This is a genomic window from Streptomyces sp. Ru73 (assembly GCF_002920575.1).
Taxonomy (GTDB): Bacteria; Actinomycetota; Actinomycetes; order Streptomycetales; family Streptomycetaceae; genus Streptomyces.
Window position 1 is genome coordinate 60,039 of the sequence record NZ_PQSQ01000025.1, and the last position, 20,508, is coordinate 80,546.

The following is a 20,508-nucleotide window of genomic DNA, read 5'->3' on the forward strand; positions in this document are numbered from 1 at the left end:
CGGTCACGCCACTGCGTGACCGTTCGCGCGCCGGGCTGTACGGGGTGGTACAGGCCGTGCTGGTACAGCGCGCCCGGCGGCGCGGTGACTGGCGGTGATGGTAGAGCGGTCTCATCGGCCGGGTCAGCGGCGCCGACGAGGATGTGACGCTCTTGTTATGACCTGCGATGAGCGTTTAATGCTGATGGTCCTTACAGCTGGAGCGCGTACGCCAGGCGGAGCGTCAACTCGCACTTCGACTAGGGAATTTGCTTTCCGACGCCTCGGGTGCGTCCGGAATCCGGTGCGGGCGGCGGTACGGGAGCGGCCCCGCTGGAGCGCGGGGGAGCTGCGGCGGAGGCGTATTGCGTGTGTGTTACACAGCGTTAGGGCGTTCGGCCGGCCGGGACGCCCGGCCGTAACGAACCGGGGCGGCCGGGCGGTGGCCCTGCCGGACCGGAACGCATCGCGGCCCCGCTCCGGAGCGTCCGGAGCGGGGCCGCGGCGTGCGGCGATCGCGCCAGGTCAGGCAGGCTGTCCCGGGGCCTCGGTGTCGCGCAGCAGGCAGGTCAGCCGGGCGCTGCACACGCGCTTGCCCTGCTCGTCGGTGATGGCGATCTCGTACGTGGCGGTGGAGCGGCCGCGGTGCACGGGCGTGGCGACGCCGGTGACCAGGCCGGTGCGTACGCCGCGGTGGTGGGTGCAGTTCAGGTCGACGCCGACGGCGACCTTGCCGGGGCCGCCGTGCAGCATCGCGCCGACCGAGCCGAGGGTCTCGGCGAGCACGGCGGAGGCGCCGCCGTGCAGCAGGCCGTAGGGCTGGGTGTTGCCTTCGACGGGCATGGTGCCGACGACCCGCTCCGGCGCTGCCTCCAGGACCTGCACGCTCATCCGCGTGCCGAGGTGGCCGGCGGAGAACAGCGAGGGCAGGTCCAGGCCCTGGCCGGCCCACTGGTCGAGGACTTCCTGGGGAAACGTGGTCGTGGTCTGCTCGCCCATGGCGTGCGGCTCCGTTCGCTCGCGCTGTTCGTCGTGATCGCTGTTCGTCGTGGTGTGCGGGACGTGGCCGTACGCGTACGGGCCGACGGCGCATCCCGCCGGCCGGGCCCGGGCGGGGCGTCGTGCCGCCCTCAGGCTACTGAGCGAGCGCTCAGTTCGGGGCCCGAGCGGCTGTGCGGCTCGTCACTGAGAGGGGTGTCGGGGAGCGGGCGCCATGGGGGGGAGGACGGGGGAGGAGGGGGCATGGGGAGGGAGAGGCGTCGCGGTGGGGTGGCGGAGGGGGAGGCGTCGAGGCTGGACGGCCGGGGGCTGCGCGGCCGGAGTTCTGTGCGGGCGGGAAGTGCCTGCGTCGTAGGGGGGAGCAGCTTGCCCATTGGGGCGCGGGCGACGGCCCCCGCAGCCGTACGACGGCGCCCCTCGAGGTGTGGTGACAGGGCACTCGGCCCGCACCGGCCTATGGGCCGCAGGTCGCGACGGCACACCCCGCGGCGGCGTGCGGCTCCCAGGCCAGCTTCAGTTGAAGTGGTGGTGGGGCCGCCCCCGCCCCCGCCGTGCCTCAGTTCTCCGTTCGTTCCAGCCTGATCACCACCGACTTCGAGGCGGGGGTGTTGCTCGTGTCGGCCGTGTGGTCGAGTGGTACCAGGACGTTGGTTTCCGGGTAGTAGGCGGCGGCGCAGCCGCGTGCGGTGGGGTAGTGGACGACGCGGAAGCCGGGGGCGCGGCGCTCGCTGCCGTCGGTCCACTCGCTGACGAGGTCGGCGTACGTGCCGTCGGCGAAGCCGAGCGCGCGGGCGTCCTCGGGGTGCACCAGGACCACGCGGCGGCCGTTCTTGATGCCGCGATAGCGGTCGTCCAGGCCGTAGATCGTGGTGTTGTACTGATCGTGCGAGCGCAGCGTCTGCAGCAGCAGCCGGCCTTCGGGGAGGTCGGGGAACTCCACGGGTGCCGCGGTGAAGTTCGCCTTGCCGGTGGCGGTCGGGAAGCGCCGGTCGTCGCGGGGAGCGTGCGGCAGGGCGAAGCCGTCCGGGCTCGCGATGCGGGCGTTGAAGTCCTCGAAGCCGGGCACGACGCGCGCGATGCGGTCACGGATCGCCGCGTAGTCCCGCTCGAACTCCTCCCACGGTATGCAGCTCTCCTCGCCGAGCACCCGGCGGGCGAGGCGGCAGACGATGGCCGGCTCGGAGAGCAGGTGCGGGCTCGCCGGGGCCAGGCGGCCGCGGGAGGCGTGCACCATGCCCATGGAGTCCTCCACGGTGACGAACTGTTCGCCGCTCTTCTGGACGTCCTTCTCCGTGCGCCCGAGGGTCGGCAGGATCAGGGCGCGGGCGCCGGTGACGGCGTGCGAGCGATTGAGCTTCGTGGAGACGTGCACGGTGAGGTTCGCCCGGCGCACGGCGGCCTCGGTGACCTCGGTGTCGGGGGTGGCGGAGACGAAGTTGCCGCCCATGGCGAAGAGGACCTTGGCCTGCCCGTCGCGCAGCGCCCGGATGGCGCGTACGACGTCGTAGCCGTGTGCGCGGGGCGTGGCGAAGCCGAACTCCTTTTCCAGGGCGTCGAGGAACTCGGGCGCCGGGCGTTCGAAGATGCCCATGGTGCGGTCGCCCTGGACGTTGCTGTGGCCGCGTACGGGGCAGACGCCGGCGCCGGGCCGGCCGATGTTGCCGCGCAGCAGCAGGAAGTTGACCACCTCGCGGATGGTGGGGACGGAGTGCTTGTGCTGGGTGAGGCCCATGGCCCAGCACACGATGGTCCGCTTCGAGGCGAGGACCATGCGCAGTGCCCGGTCGATCTCGGCGCGGGTCAGGCCCGTGGCCCGCAGGGTCTCGTCCCAGTCCAGGCCGTCGCGCGCGGCGGCGGCGAACTCCTCGAAGCCGTGCGTGTGCTCCCGGATGAAGTCCTCGTCGAGGGCGTCGTCGGTCGTGAGGAGGAGGTGGTTCAGCGCCCGGAAGAGCGCTTGGTCGCCGCCGAGGCGGATCTGGAGGAAGAGGTCGGTGAGGGAGGTGCCGCCGCCGGCCAGGCCGCGCGGGGTCTGCGGGTTCTTGAAGCGCTCCAGGCCGGCTTCGGGCAGCGGATTGACCGAGATGATCTTCGCGCCGTTGGCCTTGGCCTTCTCCAGCGCGCTGAGCTGGCGCGGGTGGTTGGTGCCCGGGTTCTGCCCGGCGACGATGATCAGGTCGGCCTTGTGGAGGTCCTCCAGGGAGACGCTGCCCTTGCCGATGCCGATGGTCTCGGTGAGCGCCGAGCCGGAGGACTCGTGGCACATGTTCGAGCAGTCGGGGAGGTTGTTCGTGCCGAACTCGCGGGCGAAGAGCTGGTAGAGGAACGCCGCCTCGTTGCTCGTACGGCCCGAGGTGTAGAAGACGGCCTCGTCGGGGGAGGCGAGGCCGGTCAGCTCCTCGGCGATGATGTCGAAGGCGCGCTCCCAGGACACGGGGGCGTAGTGGGTGGCGCCCTCGGCGAGGTACATGGGCCGGGTGAGGCGCCCCTGCTGGCCGAGCCAGTAGCCGCTGCGGTCCGCGAGGTCGGCGACGGAGTGCTCGGCGAAGAAGGCGGGGGTGACGCGGCGGAGGGTGGCTTCCTCGGCGACGGCCTTGGCGCCGTTCTCGCAGAACTCCGCGGTGTGCCGGTGGCCGGGGTCGGGCCAGGCGCAGCCGGGGCAGTCGAAGCCTTCCTTCTGGTTCACGCGCAGCAGGGTCAGCGCCGTGCGCCTGACGCCCATCTGCCGCTGGGAGATGCGCAGCGCGTTGGTGATGGCGGGCAGGCCGACGGCCGAGTGCTTGGGGCCGCTGACCTCGGGTGCGTCCTGTACGGGGTCGGACGCGGGTGCTTTGCCTGCCATGGCGGTCTCCTGGATTCCGATGCTGCTGTGCTGCCGTACGCGAGCAGTCGATCTTTATCTCACCATTCAGCCGTCCGGATCGTGCATGGGGGCGGCCCCTGCACGGTCCTGCCGGCACACATCGATCCTGACACGGGTCGCCGGCCGCCGGCCGGTCGTCCACAGGCCTCAATTCCAAGGGCACTCCTGCGAGTGATCGAGTTGTCCACAGCCAGCGTGCGGGAGCGGTTCCACGCCCGGTCGGGGAGTACGCGGAGCGGTCCCGCGGCCGCCGGGGCAGCACAGGGGAGCGGTCCCGCGGCCGTCGCGTCGGGGAATGTCAGTGGGGCGTGGCAGGATCGGGGGCGTGGCAGCAAAGGCAGCGAAGAAGAGCGAAACGACCGGCAGCGAGACGGCGGGGGGAGGGCGTCCCCGGCTGCTCCTGATGGACGGGCACTCCATGGCGTACCGGGCGTTCTTCGCCCTGCCCGCGGAGAATTTCACCACCGCCACGGGGCAACCGACGAATGCCGTGTACGGCTTCACCTCGATGCTCGCGAACACCCTGCGCGACGAGGCGCCCACCCACTTCGCGGTGGCCTTCGACGTCTCGCGCAAGACCTGGCGGTCGGAGGAGTTCCCGGACTACAAGGCCAATCGTTCCAAGACCCCGGACGAGTTCAAGGGGCAGGTGGAGCTGATCGGTGAGCTGCTGGACGCCATGAAGGTGAAGCGGTTCGCCACCGAGGGCTTCGAGGCGGACGACATCATCGCCACGCTCGCCACGCAGGCCACCGAGCAGGGCTTCGAGGTGTCCATCGTCACCGGCGACCGGGACGCCTTCCAGCTGGTCAACGACCACGTCACGGTGCTGTACCCCACCAAGGGCGTCTCCGAGCTGACCCGCTTCACCCCGGAGAAGGTGTTCGAGAAGTACGGCCTCACCCCGGCCCAGTACCCGGACTACGCCGCCCTGCGCGGCGACCCCTCGGACAACCTCCCCGGCATCCCCGGTGTCGGCGAGAAGACCGCCGCGAAGTGGATCAACCAGTTCGGTTCGTTCCAGGAGCTGTGCGAGCGCGCCGAGGAGGTCAAGGGCAAGGCCGGGCAGAACTTCCGCGACCACCTGGAGGCCGTGAAGCTCAACCGCCGCCTGACCGAGATGGTCCGCGACGTCGAGCTGCCCTGCGGCCCCGCCGAGCTGGTGCGCGAGGGCTACGACCGGCAGGCCCTCACGGCGTTCCTGGAGGGCCTGGAGATCCGCAACCAGGGGCTGCGCGACCGCCTGCTGGCCGTCGACCCCGGAGCCGAGGACACGGCCACCGCCGAGCCGCTGCCGGGCGTCGAGATCGACGGCCTCGTCGCGGGCGCCGGGCAGCTGGCCCCCTGGCTCGCCGAGCACGGTGACGCCCTCCTGGGCGTCGCCACGGTCGACTCCTGGAAGCTGGGCAGCGGCTCGGTCGCCGAGGTCGCGCTGGCGACCGCCGCGGGCCCCGCCGTCTGGTTCGACCCGACCCAGCTGGACGAGGCCGACGACCGGGCCTTCGCCGAGTGGATCGCCGACCCGCAGCGCCCGAAGGTGATGCACAACGCCAAGGGCCTGATGCGGATCTTCCCCGAGCACGGCTGGCACATCGACGGCGTCACCATGGACACCGCCCTCGCCGCCTATCTGGTGAAGCCCGGCCGGCGCTCCTTCGCCCTGGACGCGCTCTCCGTGGAGTACCTCGGCCGTGACCTGGCCCCCGCAGCTGCCGGTGACGGGCAGCTGGCCTTCGGTGCCGACGAGCAGGCGGAGGCCGAGGCCCTGATGGCCAAGGCCCGTACGGTCCTCGACCTCGGTGCCGCCTTCGAGACGCGCCTGGAGGAGGTGGGCGCCGCCGACCTGCTGCGCGACATCGAGCTGCCCACCAGCGCGCTGCTCGCCCGCATGGAGCGCTCCGGCATCGCCGCCGACCGCGGCTGGCTGGAGCGGATCGAGCAGCAGTTCGCCGCCGCCGTCCAGCAGGCCGTCAGCGAGGCGCACGCCGCCGCCGGCCACGAGTTCAACCTCGGCTCGCCCAAGCAGCTCCAGGAAGTGCTCTTCAACGAGCTGGGCCTGCCGAAGACCAAGAAGACCAAGACCGGCTTCACCACAGACGCGGACGCCCTCGCCTGGCTCGCGGCGCAGACCGACAACGAGCTGCCCGTGATCATGCTGCGCCACCGTGAGCAGGCCAAGCTGCGCACGACGGTCGAGGGCCTGATCAAGACCATCGCCGCGGACGGCCGCATCCACACCACCTTCAACCAGACGGTGGCCGCGACCGGCCGGCTGTCCTCCACGGACCCCAACCTGCAGAACATCCCCGTACGGACGGACGAGGGCCGCGCCATCCGCCGCGGCTTCGTGGTCGGCGAGGGCTATCAGACGCTGCTGACCGCGGACTACAGCCAGATCGAGCTGCGCGTGATGGCGCACCTCTCGGAGGACGAGGGCCTCATCGAGGCGTTCACCTCCGGCGAGGACCTGCACACCACGGTCGCCTCGCACGTCTTCTCGGTGCCCAAGACCGAGGTCGACCCCGAGATGCGCCGCAAGATCAAGGCGATGTCCTACGGGCTGGCGTACGGCCTGTCCGCTTTCGGCCTGTCCCAGCAGCTGGGCATCAGCCCGGACGAGGCCCGCAAGCTCATGGACAACTTCTTCGAGCGCTTCGGAGGCGTGCGGGACTACCTCCAGGACGTCGTCGACCGGGCCCGCGCCACGGGCTACACCGAGACCATGCTCGGCCGTCGCCGCTACCTCCCGGACCTCAACAGTGACAACCGTCAGCGCCGGGAGATGGCCGAGCGGATGGCGCTGAACGCCCCCATCCAGGGCACCGCGGCGGACATCGTCAAGATCGCGATGCTGCGTGTCGACGAGGCCCTCACCGCCGCCGGGCTCAGCTCCCGGATGCTGCTCCAGGTCCACGACGAAATCGTGGTCGAGGTGGCGCCCGGCGAGCAGAAGAAGGTCGAGGAGCTGGTGCGGCGCGAGATGGCCGGCGCCGTGGAGCTGCGCGCCCCGCTGGACGTCTCCGTCGGCTCGGGCGGGGACTGGGAGTCGGCCGCGCACTGAGCGCGTACGGCGCCGCCCGGCACCGAGCGCGGAAGGCGGCCGGGGGCCGGTCCGGACGAGCCCGTCCGGATCAGCCCCCGGCCGTCGCCCCTTCGTGCGCCGGTGCGGCGGCCCGTCGGCGCCTGCGGCCCAGGAGGTGCACCGACGCAGCCCACACCGGAAGCGCAGCGCCCAGCCCGGAGCCCGCCCCGAAGAGCACCGTCGGCACGTAGTCGAACCAGACCGCCGAGTCTCCGTAGACGGCGTGCGCCCGCAGCACCCGATAACCGGCCGCGACCAGTACGCACACCGTCAGCAGTACGCCGCACCACAGCCGCGCCCGAAGGCCGAGCGCAGGCAGCGCTTCGGGGACGGCACCGTGCCGCGCACGCCGGAAGGCCGAGCGGACGAACCACGCCAGGACCACCAGCGCCAACGCCGACGTGCCGTACTGCACGTACGCGTACACCGGCCACCCGGCGGCCTGCTCCCGCAGTACCGGCAGCAGCCGGACGCCCCAGCGCCCCGGGTGCGTGAACGCGTCCCACACGATGTGCGTGAGCGCCCCGACCACAGCGGAGCACCAGAAGGACGCGACGATCCGTCCGCGCGACAGCTCCCGCCAGTTACGGCCGCGCACCAGCGCCCACCAGCGGCCCCGCCACGACCGCGGCAGCACCGCGAGCAGCGGACCGCGCACCAGCAGCCAGAATCCGACCAGCAGCGCGGCGCAGAGCGTGTCCACGGTCAGAACGCCGAGTGGCGCGTGCGTGAATTCTCCGAACGCCATCGCACCCGGCACGACCGTGTCCGCGAAGTACGTCAGGTCCGGCGCGAAGGAACCGGCGACGAGCGCGGACGCCAGCAACGGCCCCCGCGCCGTACCGTCGTGACGCAGTGCGGGCAGCACTGCCGCGGCATGGCTGAGTGTGAACGGCATGATCCCCCTCCTGACCGATCCCTGATCGATGTACGTGATCGAGTGATCGGTTCGAGGCAGTATGCCGGATGTGGGCAGACGGTGAGGGCGTGCCGGGAACGGTAGCTGCGCGCGGGGAGTTGTCGTAGTGTCGCGTGCGTTGGAGCGCCGAGAGCGCGGCACCGTGCACCCAGCACGGTGGGTCGACGCGGAGGGGGAGCAGTACGTATGGCAGCCAAGTTCGGCCGACGGCTCCGCAGAGGAGCGGCCTCCGGTGTGGTGGCGGCGCTTGCCGTCGCGGCCCTCACCGCCTCGCAGGCGCCGGACGCCGCCACTGCCCTGGGCGGTTCGCGGGACACCCCGCGGGGAGACACCCCCATCGACGGTGGCTCCTCGTACTACACCGACCTCCCGCCGCTCGTCGCCTCGCCGCCCGGCAAGGACGACGGCGGGAGCGGTCCCATAGCCACCGGTCCCGAGCAGGCCGGCATACCGGCGACCGTGCTCGACGCGTACAAGAAGGCCGAGGCGTCCCTCGCGCGGACCCACCCCGGCTGCAACCTGCCCTGGCAGCTGCTCGCCGCGATCGGCAGGGTCGAGTCCGGACAGGCCCGCGGCGGCGCCGTCGACGCGCACGGCACGACGCTGCAGCCCATCCTCGGCCCCCAGCTCAACGGCAACGGCTTCGCGCGGATCGCCGACACCGACGGCGGCCGCTTCGACAACGACGTCACGCACGACCGCGCGGTCGGTCCGATGCAGTTCATCCCCTCCACCTGGGCGGTGTGGGGCACGGACGCCAATGGCGACGGCGCGCGCGACCCCAACAACGTCTACGACGCGGCCCTCTCCGCCGGCCGCTACCTCTGCGCGGGCGGACGCGACCTGTCGGTGCAGGCGGACATGAACCGCGCGATCCTCGGCTACAACCATTCCGAGGAATACCTGCGCACGGTGCTGTCCTGGTACGAGTACTACCGCAAGGGCACGCACGAAGTGCCCGACGGCACCGGCATCCTGCCGACCGGACCGCGCGGCAGCGGCTCCGGCGACCGCACGACCGACAAGGACAAGGCCGGCAAGGACGCGGCCCGCAAGGCGTCGGACGGCGGCAAGGACCGGAAGGGCGGCTCCGGCAAGGACGCCGGCACCGGGCAGGACTCCGGGGCCGGGCGGGACACCTCGGCCGACCAGGACAGCGGTAAGGGCACCGACAAGGGATCCGGCGCGGACAGCGGCACCGGAAGCGGCGGATCCGGCGGCGACGACGCGACGAAGCCCGACCCGGCCCCCGCGCCCGGCGGCGACGGCTCCGGCACGGACTCCGGGTCCGGCTCCGACGGCACGGACTCCGGCACGGCCCCCGGCAGCGGCACCGAGTCGCCCACCAAGCCCCCGGCGCCCAGCAAGCCCGCGCCCCTCGCCTCCCTCGAACGCACGGGGGAGAAGGAGCGGACCGCCACCGCCGGCGAGACGTTCGCCGACCGGCTGCAGGTCCGTGCGAAGGACACCAAGGGCGGCACGGTCTCCGGCGTGAAGGTCCAGTACGAGATACGCGGCGACGGCGACACCCGCTTCGAGGGCGGCGCCGCCAAGGCCACCGTCACCACCGACAAGGACGGCCTCGCCACCGCCCCCGCCCTGATCGCCGGCAAGAAGGCCGGTACGTACACCGTCCGCGCGACGGCGGTCGACCGTGCCGTGCCCGCCACCGACTTCACCGTCACCGTCAAGGCCAAGCCGCAGGCCGACGCGCTGGCCCGCACCTCCGACGGGAAGATGCAGGCCGCGAAGGACGCCTCCTACGCCGAGCCCGTCGAGGTGAAGGCGACCTACCGGGGCAAGGCCGCCGCTGACGTGCCCGTCACCGCGACGGTGATCGCCGGGGACGCCGCGGACCCCGCCAAGGCCGAGCAGAGCGCCGAAGGCCCGTACTTCAAGGACGCCAAGGGCGCTCCGGTGCGCACCCTCACCGGCCTGAAGACCGACGCCGACGGCCTGCTGACGCTGCCGAAGCTCTTCACCGACAGCCACCCCGGCACGTACAAGCTCCGCCTCACCACGGCCGACGGGGCCCTGCTCGTGCTGGACCTCACGGTGGGCTGACATCCGTACCGGTACGGCGAAGGGGCGTGACGCGCAGACGTCGCGCCCCTTCCGTCTGCCGGTCGCCGCCGCCTTGCTGTGGGGCGCCGCCGCCTCGTCGGCGCAACGTGTTCTCATCTGCGCCGCCCGTTGCTACGGTGCCCCAGCCCGCGGGCTGACGCTCCGTCAGTTAAAGCGGGCTGGCCCGCAGTCGAACGGGAGGCCGAGCATGCGTGCCCTCACAGCAGCCGCCATCGGGCTGGCCGCCGCCCTCGCCCTGGTCTTCGCCCTCACCGCCGTCGGCGCCCCCGAAGGCCGCACGTCCCCCGAACCGCTGCTGACCACCGTCCCCGAGCACCCCTGAGGGACCGCCGACCACGTCACCGACGCACCCTGAGGGAGGCCGCCGTCATGCGCCGCAAGGCCAGCCTCGTCCTGCTCGCGCTCGCCGTCTTCTGCACCGCACTCGCCCCGCTGATGCGCTGGTACGCCTTCCCCCGGCTCGCCAAGATCCCGCCGAGCCAGTACCAGACGATGGTCCTGGAGGCGAGCCCCGCCACCCTCGTCGACTACGGCACGATGAAAGCCAAGAAGGTGCCCAGGATCAGCATCGTGCAGACCCTGAAGGGCAACGTGGAAGCGGCCGACAAGGTCGAACGCACGGTCGGCCGGGACGTCGTCGTCTGGGACGCGCTCTCCTACGTGGCCGGGCCCGACGGCAAGATGGTCTCCGAGATCCCCGAGCGCTACGTCTTCGACGCCCACTCCCAGGAACCCGTGCACGCCGGCGGCGAATCCGTCGACGGCGAGCCGGTCCGCCGCGACGGCATCGAGTACAAGTGGCCCTTCCTCACAGAGAAGCGCGACTACACCTACTTCGACGCCCAGACCCGCACCTCGGCACCCATCCACTACAAGGGCACCCGCCGCTTCCACGGCCTGGACGTCTACTACTTCGAGCAGACCATCCCCTGGACCAAGGTCCCGCTCCCCAAGAAGATGCCGGTCAAGGGCGTCACCCCGGAAGCCGTCGAGAAGATGGGCACCACCCGCTGGTACACCACCAAGCGCATGTTCTGGGTGGAGCCGGTCACCGGGGCGCCCGTCAACGGCGAGGAGATCCACAAGGAAGAGCTGCGCGGCGGCGACCTGCTGCCCGGCGGCGGCAAGGTCACCGCCTTCGCCGGACACGTGAAGATGCGCGCCGACTACCTCAACGCCACGGTCGACCTGGTCTCCTCCCAGCGCACACTGGTCCTGCTGCTCACCGCCTACCTGCCGTGGGGCCTCCTCACCGCGGGCGCCGTGCTGCTGGCCCTGAGCCTGTACCTGGAGGCGCGCGGCCGACGCCCCGGCGCCGGTCGCACGATCCACGCGCCGGGGCCGGACCCGGCGCACGAACCGCTGCCGGCGCCCTGACCGCGCGGGTTGCGCCTGTACCGCGCGGACTGTGTCCTGTTCCGGAAGCCGGGGCGCACTGGCCCGCCTTCGCACCCCTAGGAGAGCCGGTACCCCCCTCAGCCCCGCCGCATCCGGGCCGTCGTGTGACGCGTCGGCTCGGCCGTCGCCGGGTCCTCGGGCCACGGGTGCTTCGGATACCGGCCGCGCAGCTCCGCCCGTACGGCGCGGTAACCGTCGCGCCAGAAGGACGCGAGGTCGGCGGTGACGGCGGCCGGACGCCCGGCGGGCGACAGCAGATGCACCAGCACCGGAACCCGCCCGTCCGCCACGCGCGGCGACTCCCGCAGCCCGAACATCTCCTGCAGCTTCACCGCCAGCACCGGCTGATCACCGCCGTAGTCCACCCGGATCCGCGAGCCGCTGGGCACCTCGATGCGCTCCGGCGCCAGCTCATCGAAGCGCGCCGCCTCACCGCTCGCCCACGGCAGCAACCGCGACAGCGCCTGCCCCGCCTCGATACGCCCCAGATCGGCCCGCCGCCGCGCCCGGCCCAGCTCCGGCTCCAGCCACTCGTCCCGCCGCGCCAGCAGTGCCTCGTCCGAGACGTCCGGCCACGGCGCACCCAGCTCCCGGAACAGGAACGCCAGCCGCTCCCGGAGCGACCGCGCACCGTCCGACCAGCGCAGCAGCCCGAGCCCCTCGCTGCGCAACCCGTCGACCAGCGCCTCCCGCACGAGCGCCGGATCCGCGTCCCGCAGCGGCCGCGACACCAGCTCGATCGCGCCGAGCCGTGCCACACTCCGCGCGACCACGTCCCCGTCGGCCCAGCCGACCTCCTCTGCCTCGGCGTACAGCGCCCCCGCGGCCCGCCGCGCCGTCTCCTCGTCGATCACGGCTGCCAGCCGCACCCGCGCGGACGCCGCCGTCACCGGCCGGTCCGCCACGGCCACCGCCAGCCACCCGGCACTCCGCAGCCGCGACCCGTCGCCGGTCTCGGCGCCCGTCCCCGACGCCATGACGTACGAGCCCGCACCCCGCTTACGCGCCACCCGCTCGGGGAAGGCCAGCGCCGCCACGATCCCGGCCACGACGTCGTCGCTCTCCTCCTTCGCCGACGACGCTGCCGCTCCCGCAGCGGAACCACGGCCACCGGACGCCGCCGCTCCACCGGCCCGGGAGGACGCGCCACCGGCGGACAGCGACGAGCCCCCGCCCCGCGAGGCGCTGCCACTGGCGAACGGCGACGAGCCCCCACCCCGCGAGGCGGTGCCCGGCGACGAGTCTCCACTTCCCGAGGCGGCGCCCGGCGCGGAGCCTTGCGCCCCAGCGGACTCCGATGCGCCCCCGGAACCCGCCGTACCGGGCAGCGCAGCGGCCAGCCGCCGGGCCTCCTGCCGCCACCGCCCGGCATACGCGTCCCGCCCCCGGCGGGCGGTCCGCCACGCCTCGGCGAGATCATCGCCGTACTCCCGCGGCGGCTCCTCGCTCAGCAGCGCCACGACCTCGGCGGCCCGCCGCGCACCCACCTGCGCCGCGCCGTCCAGCAGCGCCCGCGCCAGCCGCGGATGCAGACCGAGCCGCGCCATCCGCGACCCGCGCTCCGTCACCCGGCCGGCCGCGTCCACCGCACCCACCGCCGTCAGCACGTCCCGCGCCGCCGCCATCGCCCCGACCGGCGGCGCGTCCAGCAGCGCCAGACCCGACGCGTCCGGATCGCCCCAGCACGCGGCCTGCAACGCGAACGCCGTCAGATCCGCGACCTTGATCTCCGGGGACGGGAAGCGCGGCAGCCGCCCGTCCTCGCCCTCCGACCAGCAGCGGTAGACCACACCGGGCGCCTCACGCCCGGCCCGGCCGGCCCGCTGCCGCGCCGCCGCCTGGGACGCCCGTACGGTCGTCAGCGCGCTCAGTCCCCGCGCGTGATCCATCCGCGGCTCACGGGCCAGACCGCTGTCGACCACCACCCGCACCCCGGGCACCGTCAGGCTCGACTCCGCCACCGACGTCGCCAGCACCACACGCCGCCGGTCACCCCCGCCCGCCAGCACCGCGTCCTGCACCGCCGCCGGAGCCCGGCCGTGCACCTGCAGCACCTCGACCCCGGCAGCGTCCAGCCCGGAAAGCTGCCCCGCCACCCGGGCGATCTCCCCCACACCCGGCAGGAAACACAGCACGTCCCCCTCCCGCTCGCGCAGCGCCCGCCGCACCACCGACGCGACATGCGACAGCAGGGCCGGGTCCACCCGCATGCCGTGCGCCGGCCGCACCGGCCGCTCCGGCGGCGCCCACACCGTCTCCACCGGATGCGACACCCCCTGCGCGGCCACGACCGGCGCGTCCCCCAGCAGCCGCGACCAGCCCTCCGCGTCCGTCGTCGCCGACGCCGCCACCAGCCGCAGCTCCGGCCGCAGTGCCGCCCGCACATCCAGCAGGAACGCCGCCGCCGTGTCCGCGTCCAGATGCCGCTCGTGGCACTCGTCCAGTACAACGACGTCCATGCCGGGCAGTTCCTGATCACGCTGGAGCCGCTGGAGCAAAACGCCCGTCGTCACCACCTCCACGACGGTGCGCGCCCCCACCGCGCGCTCCCCGCGCACGGTGAAGCCCACCCGCTCACCCACGCACTCCCCGAGCAGCCACGCCATCCGCCGGGCCGCTGCGCGCGCCGCGATCCGCCGCGGCTCCGCGACGACCACCCTGCGTACGGGCGCACCGTCCACCGTCAGACCCGCCAGCGCCAGCGGTACGAGCGTGGTCTTGCCGGTACCCGGAGGCGCGCACAGGACGGCGGTCCCGGCGCCCTCCAGCGCCTCCTGGAGCGCGGGCACCGCGGACCGTACGGGCAGGGCATCGAGTTCAGTACGGCGGATCACCCGCCCAGTGTCTCGTGGGGACGCGAGCCGCCCGTCCGGTGGGGACGCCCTGCGCCCCACTTCACTGCCCGGCGGCGGTGCTCTCCTACGGGTAGCGACTGCTCGGCGTGAGTGCTCTCCTACGGGGCGCGACTGCCCGGTCGGAGTGCTCTCCTACGGCCCCGTGTCAGCGCTCGCTTACGGGTCCCGCCGGCACACGAAGATCGCCGTACCCGGGATCAGGCCGCCCCGCAGTGGCGACCAGCCACCCCACTCCTGGGTGTTCCACGCCGGCCACTCCGGCTCCACCAGGTCCTCCAGCCGGAAGCCCGCGGCCACCACGTCCCGCACGCGATCGCCCAGAGTGCGGTGGTGCTCCACGTACACCGCCTCGCCCCGCTCGTCCTGCTCCACGTAGGGCACGCGGTCGAAGTAGGAGGCGGCGACCGACAGCCCCTCGGGGCCGGGCTCGTCGGGGAAGGCCCAGCGGATGGGATGCGTCACAGAGAAGACCCAACGGCCACCCGGCCGCAGCACCCGGTGCACCTCACGGAAGACCCGCACCGGATCGGCCACGAAGGGCACCGCCCCGTACGCCGAGCACGCCAGATCGAAACTGCCGTCCGCGAACGGCAGCACCCCGGCGTCCGCCTCCACCAGCGCCACCTCGGGGACCCCGGTGCCCTGCGCCTGAATGTCCGCACCGATCCGCAGGGCGTGCTGCAACTGCCGGTGCGAGAGGTCCAGCGCCACCGGATGCGCGCCCTGGGCCGCCAGCCAGCGGGAACACTGCGCCGCACCCGCGCCGATCTCCAGCACCCGGCGGCCCTTCAGCTCGGCCGCCGGCCCCAGCAGCCCGGCCTCCGCCTCGTCCAGCCCCTCCGGCCCCCAGATGAAGCGGTCGTCCCCCAGGAACGCGCCGTGCTCGCTCTGGTACTCATCGGCGTTGCGGTCCCACCAGCCGCGGCTGGCCCGGCTGCTCTCCGCCTCCCCGGCGCTGCGGCGTACGGCCACGGAGTCGTCGTCCGGGTCTCCGGGGCCCGCCCCGGCTCCTGTGGCGGCAGTGGCTGAGGAGTCGTCGTGTTGGTTCATCGCGCCCGTCGTCGTATTCTTCGTCGAAGCTTGTAGTTCCTGAGGTTCGCGGGGCCGCTGGTAGCAGCCCTGCGATGGATCTTCGCCAGGCCCTCGTGGCCTGCGACGGCAAGGCTGTGCGGCTCTCTCGTGCCCGGCGCGTGCCGGTTATGGGGCGATCCGCCCGCGGTGTGCGCCTTCGCGCATTGACCCTGTCCGGCTGCCCCCGTATGCTACAAGTTGCGCTGCGGGCCTGCGCACCTCAGACGGAGCAGGTCGCGCTCGCATCTGTTGCATGTCCCCTCGGTTTCGAGGCGCTGACCGGATTCTCCGGAGTTCCGGAGGGCGCGCCTCATTGCTGTCCGACTTCTGCAGAAGCGATAAAGGCTCTCGGCGTAGCAGTACCTACGACTTCAATGTCCGTACCGGAGCCCTTTCCCACATGACGAGCAGCACCGAGACCACCGCCACCACCCCGCAGGTAGCGGTCAACGACATCGGTAACGAGGAAGCCTTCCTCGCCGCGATCGACGAGACGATCAAGTACTTCAACGACGGCGACATCGTCGACGGCGTCATCGTGAAGGTCGACCGGGACGAGGTCCTGCTCGACATCGGTTACAAGACCGAAGGCGTCATCCCGAGCCGCGAGCTCTCCATCAAGCACGACGTCGACCCGAACGAGGTCGTCGCGGTTGGTGACGAGATCGAGGCCCTGGTTCTCCAGAAGGAGGACAAGGAAGGCCGCCTGATCCTCTCGAAGAAGCGCGCCCAGTACGAGCGTGCCTGGGGCACCATCGAGAAGATCAAGGAAGAGGACGGGATCGTCACCGGTACCGTCATCGAGGTCGTCAAGGGTGGTCTCATCCTCGACATCGGCCTCCGCGGCTTCCTCCCCGCCTCCCTGGTCGAGATGCGCCGCGTCCGCGACCTGCAGCCCTACGTGGGCAAGGAGCTCGAGGCCAAGATCATCGAGCTGGACAAGAACCGCAACAACGTGGTCCTGTCCCGCCGTGCCTGGCTGGAGCAGACCCAGAGCGAGGTCCGCCAGACCTTCCTCACCACCCTCCAGAAGGGCCAGGTGCGCTCCGGCGTCGTCTCCTCCATCGTCAACTTCGGTGCCTTCGTGGACCTGGGTGGCGTCGACGGTCTGGTCCACGTCTCCGAGCTGTCCTGGAAGCACATCGACCACCCGTCCGAGGTCGTCGAGGTCGGCCAGGAGGTCACGGTCGAGGTCCTGGACGTCGACATGGACCGCGAGCGCGTGTCCCTGTCGCTCAAGGCGACCCAGGAAGACCCGTGGCAGCAGTTCGCCCGGACCCACCAGATCGGTCAGGTCGTCCCGGGTAAGGTCACCAAGCTCGTTCCGTTCGGTGCGTTCGTCCGCGTCGACGAGGGCATCGAGGGCCTGGTCCACATCTCCGAGCTGGCCGAGCGCCACGTGGAGATCCCGGAGCAGGTCGTCCAGGTCAACGACGAGATCTTCGTCAAGGTCATCGACATCGACCTGGAGCGCCGCCGCATCAGCCTCTCGCTGAAGCAGGCCAACGAGTCCTTCGGTGTCGACCCGACGGCGGTCGAGTTCGACCCGACCCTGTACGGCATGGCCGCGTCCTACGACGACCAGGGCAACTACATCTACCCCGAGGGCTTCGACCCCGAGACCAACGACTGGCTGCCCGGCTACGAGGCCCAGCGCGAGGCCTGGGAGCAGCAGTACGCCGAGGCCCAGCAGCGCTTCGAGCAGCACCAGGCGCAGGTCATCAAGTCCCGCGAGGCCGACGAGCAGGCCGCGGCCGAGGGCGCTGCGGCGCCGGCGACCGGTGGCCAGGGCGGCGGCAACGTCTCCGGTGGCTCGTACAGCTCGGAGTCGGCGGACAACTCCGGCGCCCTGGCGTCGGACGAGGCGCTGGCCGCGCTCCGCGAGAAGCTGGCCGGCGGCCAGAGCTGAAACGCTCCCCGCTGACTAGCGCCACGCGCTAGCCGATAGCGACGAAGGCCCGTCCCCTTTGGGGGCGGGCCTTCGTGCTGTTCGGCTGTTCGTTCGGGCCTTGGGGGGGAGGGCGGTGTTGGCCTGTGGGGCTGGGGGGTGCGCGGGGAGGGCGAGTGGGGGCGGGTACTGGTGATGGGGTGTGATCTGTTGGTTCGGACCCGTTCGCTTTCCTTTGGTTTGGCCCCGGTTCGTTTTGGCTCGACTCGTGAGCGATGGCTGCCCAACTCGGTACATGGCTGACGGGTGGGGAGCGTCCGCCGGAGCCAGGTCAGACGATCCGCGAACGATTCGCCGGAGCACGGTTGACGAGGCACACCGCGCGAGCCTTCGTGGCCGACGTGGGCACCCGCGGTGCGCGGACCGGGGAATGCGCGCGCCCCGCGCCGCGTTGTGCCGGGCGGACATCGAGGAGGAGCGGTCACTGTGTTGGATCCCCAGGGTTTGTACGAATGGGAGCCGAGTGGGCTCGCGGCGGTCGACGCCATCGCCTCCCGCGACTCCGCCGGGCTGGTGCTGCTGTACCACCTGGACGGCTACATCGACGCCGGTGAGACCGGTGACCAGATCGTCGAGACCCTCCTGGACGGGCTGCCGCACGAGGTCGTCGCCCGCTTCGACCACGACCGGCTCGTGGACTACCGCGCGCGCCGCCCGATGCTCACCTTCGACCGCGGCAGCTGGACCTCGTACGAGACGCCCAGCATCGAACTCCGTCTGGTCCGCGACGCCACCGACGCGCCGTTCCTGCTGCTCTCCGGCCCCGAGCCGGACGTGGAGTGGGAACGCTTCACCGCGGCCGTACGCGAGATGGTCGAGCGGCTGAACGTACGCCTCTCCGTGAGCTTCCACGGCATCCCGATGGGCGTTCCGCACACCCGCCCCGTCGGGATCACGCCGCACGGCAACCGCACCGACCTGACCCCGGGCCACCGGGACCTGTTCGAACAGGCGCAGGTCCCCGGCAGCGTCGAGGCACTGATCGAATACCGGCTCGCGGAAGCCGGACACGACGTACTGGGCGTCGCCGCCCACGTACCCCACTACGTCGCGCGCTCCGCCTACCCGGACGCCGCACTGACCGCGCTCGAAGCGGTCACCGCAGCGACCGGCCTGGTCCTCCCTGGGGCCGCACACACGCTCCGCACTGAAGCGCTGCGCACCCAGGAAGAGATCGAGCGGCAGATCTCGGAGGGCGACGAGGAACTGGTCGCGCTGGTCAGCGGCCTTGAGCACCAGTACGACGCGGTGGCCGGCGCCGAAACGCGCGGCAACCTCGTGGCCGAGCCCGCCGAACTCCCCTCCGCCGAAGAGATCGGCCGCGAACTGGAAGCCTTCCTTGCCGACCGCGAGCGCGACCTGGGGGAGGGCAGCGCCTGAGGGCGCGTGGATGCTCAGGAGCGCTTTCGCAGCCAAGGGGCTTACGCGTTCGCGCCGGCTTGCAAGGACCGGCGTGTGGTCGGCTCTGTGCGCCGGCTCGAGCGCCGTATAGCGTGGGGCACATGGTGAAGGTGGGGCTCACAGGCGGTATCGGCGCGGGCAAGAGCGAGGTCTCGCGGCTGCTCGCGTCGTACGGTGCCGTGATCGTGGACGCGGACAAGATCGCACGAGAGGTCGTCGAACCGGGAACACCCGGCCTGGCGGCCGTCGTCGAAGAGTTCGGTCCGGACGTACTCACTCCGGAAGGCACCCTGGACCGGCCGAAGCTGGGTGCCCTCGTCTTCGCGGACCCCGACAAGCTGAAGGCGCTCAACGCCATCGTGCACCCCCTCGTCGGCGCCCGCTCCGCCGAACTGGAGGCCGCGGCCGGCGAGGACGCGGTGGTCGTCCACGACGTGCCCCTGCTGACCGAGAACGGTCTCGCGCCCCTGTACGACATGATCGTCGTGGTCGACGCCTCTCCCGAGACGCAGCTACGGCGCCTGGTGGAGCTGCGCGGCATGACCGAGGACGAGGCCACGTCCCGTATGAAGGCGCAGGCTGACCGGGAACAGCGGCTCGCGATCGCGGACCTCGTCATCGACAACGACGGCCCGCTGGAAGCCCTGGAGCCGCAGGTACGCGAGGTCTGGGAGCGGCTGCGGACCCGCTGAGGCCGGGCAGTAACCTCAGGCCATGACTGCTACCGATCTTGGCCCTGCTACTGATCTTGGCCCAGCGTCCTTTGTCGTCAACATCCCCGGTGTCCCGGACGCCGAACTGGAGCCCGAGCCTCTGGAGCCGGACCAGATCGTCTCCGGCAACCCGGTCGTCACCGGCAAGGTGTTCTGGGAATCCCCGGACGGCAAGCAGGTCCGCGGCATCTGGCAGATCACCCCGGGCGTCGTGACGGACGTCGAGGCCAACGAACTGTTCGTGGTCGTGTCCGGCCGCGCCACCATCGAGGTCGAGGGCGGCCCGGTACTCGAGGTGGGCCCGGGCGACGCCTGCTTCCTGCGCGAGGGCGACCGGACCCGCTGGACGGTGCACGAGACGCTGCGGAAGGCGTACCACATCAGCCTGTAGGGCGGTGGGGGAAGGAAGGCGGCCGGGTGCTCAGGCCCTCAGGCCCCTCAGTCCCCCGGCCTTCGGCGGTCTGACGACGGCTCTGTCGTCGAAGGGGTGCCTCCGGCCGGGGAATGCGGTGAAGGCCGGGCTTGTTGAGACGTACGTAGCGACCGGGCGGTCGGCACGTCGGGCTGCCCGCAGGCGGGTGAACCGTCTGGCTGTGGCTGCTGCCGCAAAAGGGCAGTCGCCTGTACGTGGTGGCCGGCGCCTCCACCGGGCGAGCTGCCCGTACGTATGAGGTGAGTTGCCCGTACGTGTCGGAGAGGAGACGGCCGTGACCGAGCGCACCCCCGAGACGCATGTCATCGACTTCCGCGCAGCCGAACAACTGCTGTCCGCGCGCGACCCGAGGGGCGCGGTGCAGCTCCTGGACCCCGTCATCGCCGCACATCCGGAGAACACGGCGGCCCGCTTGCTGCGCGCCCGAGCTTTCTTCCTGGCCGCCCAACTGCGCCCCGCGGAGCTGGAATTTCAGGTCGTCCTCGAACGCGAGCCCGACAACGCCTTCGCCCACTTCGCCCTGGGCCGCACGCTCCAGCGCGCCAACCGCCCTGACGAGGCGCTGCGCCACTTCCGCCTCGCCGCCGCCCTGGACCCCCGCCCGGACTTCATCGAGGCAGCACGCTTTCCACTGCCGCCGGACGAAGCGGGGGAGTGAGCGGGAGAGAGGGAGAAGTGGGGGAGTAAACGGGAGGAGCTAGGGAGCCAGCTGGGGCGTGGGGCGAGGCAGTCAGCTGAGGGCGGGGAGTGAGGGAGCGGGGGAGT

14 protein-coding genes are annotated in these 20,508 nt (G+C 72.0%); 9 read left to right on the forward strand and 5 right to left on the reverse strand.

What is annotated here, in order from left to right:
- Nucleotides 1-504: 504 nt before the first annotated feature.
- On the reverse strand, nucleotides 505-978 hold the full coding sequence (locus C3486_RS14215) for a PaaI family thioesterase (RefSeq protein ID WP_103833041.1): 474 nt from the start codon (nucleotides 976-978) through the stop codon (nucleotides 505-507).
- Nucleotides 979-1,534: 556 nt separating this feature from the next.
- Nucleotides 1,535-3,817 carry an FdhF/YdeP family oxidoreductase gene (locus C3486_RS14225; protein ID WP_103833043.1) on the reverse strand — a complete coding sequence of 761 codons (2,283 nt, stop codon included), beginning with the start codon at nucleotides 3,815-3,817 and terminating at the stop codon, nucleotides 1,535-1,537.
- Nucleotides 3,818-4,163: 346 nt separating this feature from the next.
- Here C3486_RS14225 and polA point away from each other — a divergent pair, with 346 nt between their 5' ends.
- On the forward strand, nucleotides 4,164-6,899 hold the full coding sequence (gene polA / locus C3486_RS14230; RefSeq protein ID WP_103833044.1) for a DNA polymerase I: 2,736 nt from the start codon (nucleotides 4,164-4,166) through the stop codon (nucleotides 6,897-6,899).
- Between the two features lie 70 nt (nucleotides 6,900-6,969).
- Here the strand turns inward: polA and C3486_RS14235 are convergent, their stop codons facing one another.
- On the reverse strand, nucleotides 6,970-7,818 hold the full coding sequence (locus tag C3486_RS14235) for a DUF4184 family protein (protein ID WP_103833045.1): 849 nt from the start codon (nucleotides 7,816-7,818) through the stop codon (nucleotides 6,970-6,972).
- 207 nt (nucleotides 7,819-8,025) lie between these two features.
- Here C3486_RS14235 and C3486_RS14240 point away from each other — a divergent pair, with 207 nt between their 5' ends.
- The 3 genes from C3486_RS14240 (at nucleotide 8,026) to C3486_RS14250 (ending at nucleotide 11,301) form a co-directional block, all read left to right on the forward strand.
- Nucleotides 8,026-9,903 carry a lytic murein transglycosylase gene (locus C3486_RS14240; RefSeq protein ID WP_103833046.1) on the forward strand — a complete coding sequence of 626 codons (1,878 nt, stop codon included), beginning with the start codon at nucleotides 8,026-8,028 and terminating at the stop codon, nucleotides 9,901-9,903.
- Between the two features lie 208 nt (nucleotides 9,904-10,111).
- The gene (locus tag C3486_RS14245; RefSeq protein ID WP_103833047.1) at nucleotides 10,112-10,246 is read left to right on the forward strand and encodes an SPW_0924 family protein; all 135 of its coding nucleotides are present in this window, start codon (nucleotides 10,112-10,114) and stop codon (nucleotides 10,244-10,246) included.
- A 47-nt stretch (nucleotides 10,247-10,293) separates the two neighbouring features.
- Entirely contained in the window at nucleotides 10,294-11,301 is a 1,008-nt protein-coding gene (locus C3486_RS14250; protein ID WP_103833048.1) for a DUF3068 domain-containing protein, read from the forward strand.
- 98 nt (nucleotides 11,302-11,399) lie between these two features.
- Here C3486_RS14250 and C3486_RS14255 read toward each other — a convergent pair whose 3' ends face one another.
- Complete coding sequence (locus C3486_RS14255; RefSeq protein WP_103833049.1) at nucleotides 11,400-14,156, reverse strand: ATP-dependent RNA helicase; 2,757 nt, start codon at nucleotides 14,154-14,156, stop codon at nucleotides 11,400-11,402.
- A 177-nt stretch (nucleotides 14,157-14,333) separates the two neighbouring features.
- Complete coding sequence (locus C3486_RS14260) at nucleotides 14,334-15,227, reverse strand: class I SAM-dependent methyltransferase (protein WP_258052770.1); 894 nt, start codon at nucleotides 15,225-15,227, stop codon at nucleotides 14,334-14,336.
- A 421-nt stretch (nucleotides 15,228-15,648) separates the two neighbouring features.
- Between C3486_RS14260 and rpsA the strand changes: the two genes are divergently transcribed.
- From rpsA to C3486_RS14290, 5 genes are all read left to right on the forward strand, one after another.
- Nucleotides 15,649-17,157, forward strand: a complete 1,509-nt coding sequence (gene rpsA, locus C3486_RS14270) for a 30S ribosomal protein S1 (protein ID WP_103833052.1) — start codon at nucleotides 15,649-15,651, stop codon at nucleotides 17,155-17,157.
- 465 nt (nucleotides 17,158-17,622) lie between these two features.
- Nucleotides 17,623-18,576: a PAC2 family protein gene (locus C3486_RS14275; RefSeq protein ID WP_103833053.1), complete on the forward strand. Its 954-nt coding sequence runs from the start codon at nucleotides 17,623-17,625 to the stop codon at nucleotides 18,574-18,576.
- A gap of 122 nt (nucleotides 18,577-18,698) precedes the next feature.
- A complete protein-coding gene (gene coaE / locus C3486_RS14280) occupies nucleotides 18,699-19,289 on the forward strand; it encodes a dephospho-CoA kinase (RefSeq protein WP_103833054.1) in 591 nt (196 codons plus the stop codon).
- A gap of 22 nt (nucleotides 19,290-19,311) precedes the next feature.
- On the forward strand, nucleotides 19,312-19,701 hold the full coding sequence (locus C3486_RS14285) for a cupin domain-containing protein (RefSeq protein WP_103833055.1): 390 nt from the start codon (nucleotides 19,312-19,314) through the stop codon (nucleotides 19,699-19,701).
- A gap of 316 nt (nucleotides 19,702-20,017) precedes the next feature.
- Nucleotides 20,018-20,401: a tetratricopeptide repeat protein gene (locus tag C3486_RS14290; protein WP_103833056.1), complete on the forward strand. Its 384-nt coding sequence runs from the start codon at nucleotides 20,018-20,020 to the stop codon at nucleotides 20,399-20,401.
- Nucleotides 20,402-20,508 lie beyond the last annotated feature (107 nt).

What these genes read in the sequence shown, in the direction of transcription:
- rpsA (WP_103833052.1), top strand. Translation starts at nt 15,649, where the DNA reads ATGACGAGCAGCACCGAGACCACCGCCACCACCCCGCAGGTAGCGGTC.
- C3486_RS14215 (WP_103833041.1), bottom strand. Translation starts at nt 978, where the DNA reads ATGGGCGAGCAGACCACGACCACGTTTCCCCAGGAAGTCCTCGACCAG.
- C3486_RS14235 (WP_103833045.1), bottom strand. Translation starts at nt 7,818, where the DNA reads ATGCCGTTCACACTCAGCCATGCCGCGGCAGTGCTGCCCGCACTGCGT.
- C3486_RS14240 (WP_103833046.1), top strand. Translation starts at nt 8,026, where the DNA reads ATGGCAGCCAAGTTCGGCCGACGGCTCCGCAGAGGAGCGGCCTCCGGT.
- C3486_RS14250 (WP_103833048.1), top strand. Translation starts at nt 10,294, where the DNA reads ATGCGCCGCAAGGCCAGCCTCGTCCTGCTCGCGCTCGCCGTCTTCTGC.
- C3486_RS14260 (WP_258052770.1), bottom strand. Translation starts at nt 15,227, where the DNA reads ATGAACCAACACGACGACTCCTCAGCCACTGCCGCCACAGGAGCCGGG.
- C3486_RS14285 (WP_103833055.1), top strand. Translation starts at nt 19,312, where the DNA reads ATGACTGCTACCGATCTTGGCCCTGCTACTGATCTTGGCCCAGCGTCC.
- C3486_RS14245 (WP_103833047.1), top strand. Translation starts at nt 10,112, where the DNA reads ATGCGTGCCCTCACAGCAGCCGCCATCGGGCTGGCCGCCGCCCTCGCC.
- coaE (WP_103833054.1), top strand. Translation starts at nt 18,699, where the DNA reads ATGGTGAAGGTGGGGCTCACAGGCGGTATCGGCGCGGGCAAGAGCGAG.
- C3486_RS14225 (WP_103833043.1), bottom strand. Translation starts at nt 3,817, where the DNA reads ATGGCAGGCAAAGCACCCGCGTCCGACCCCGTACAGGACGCACCCGAG.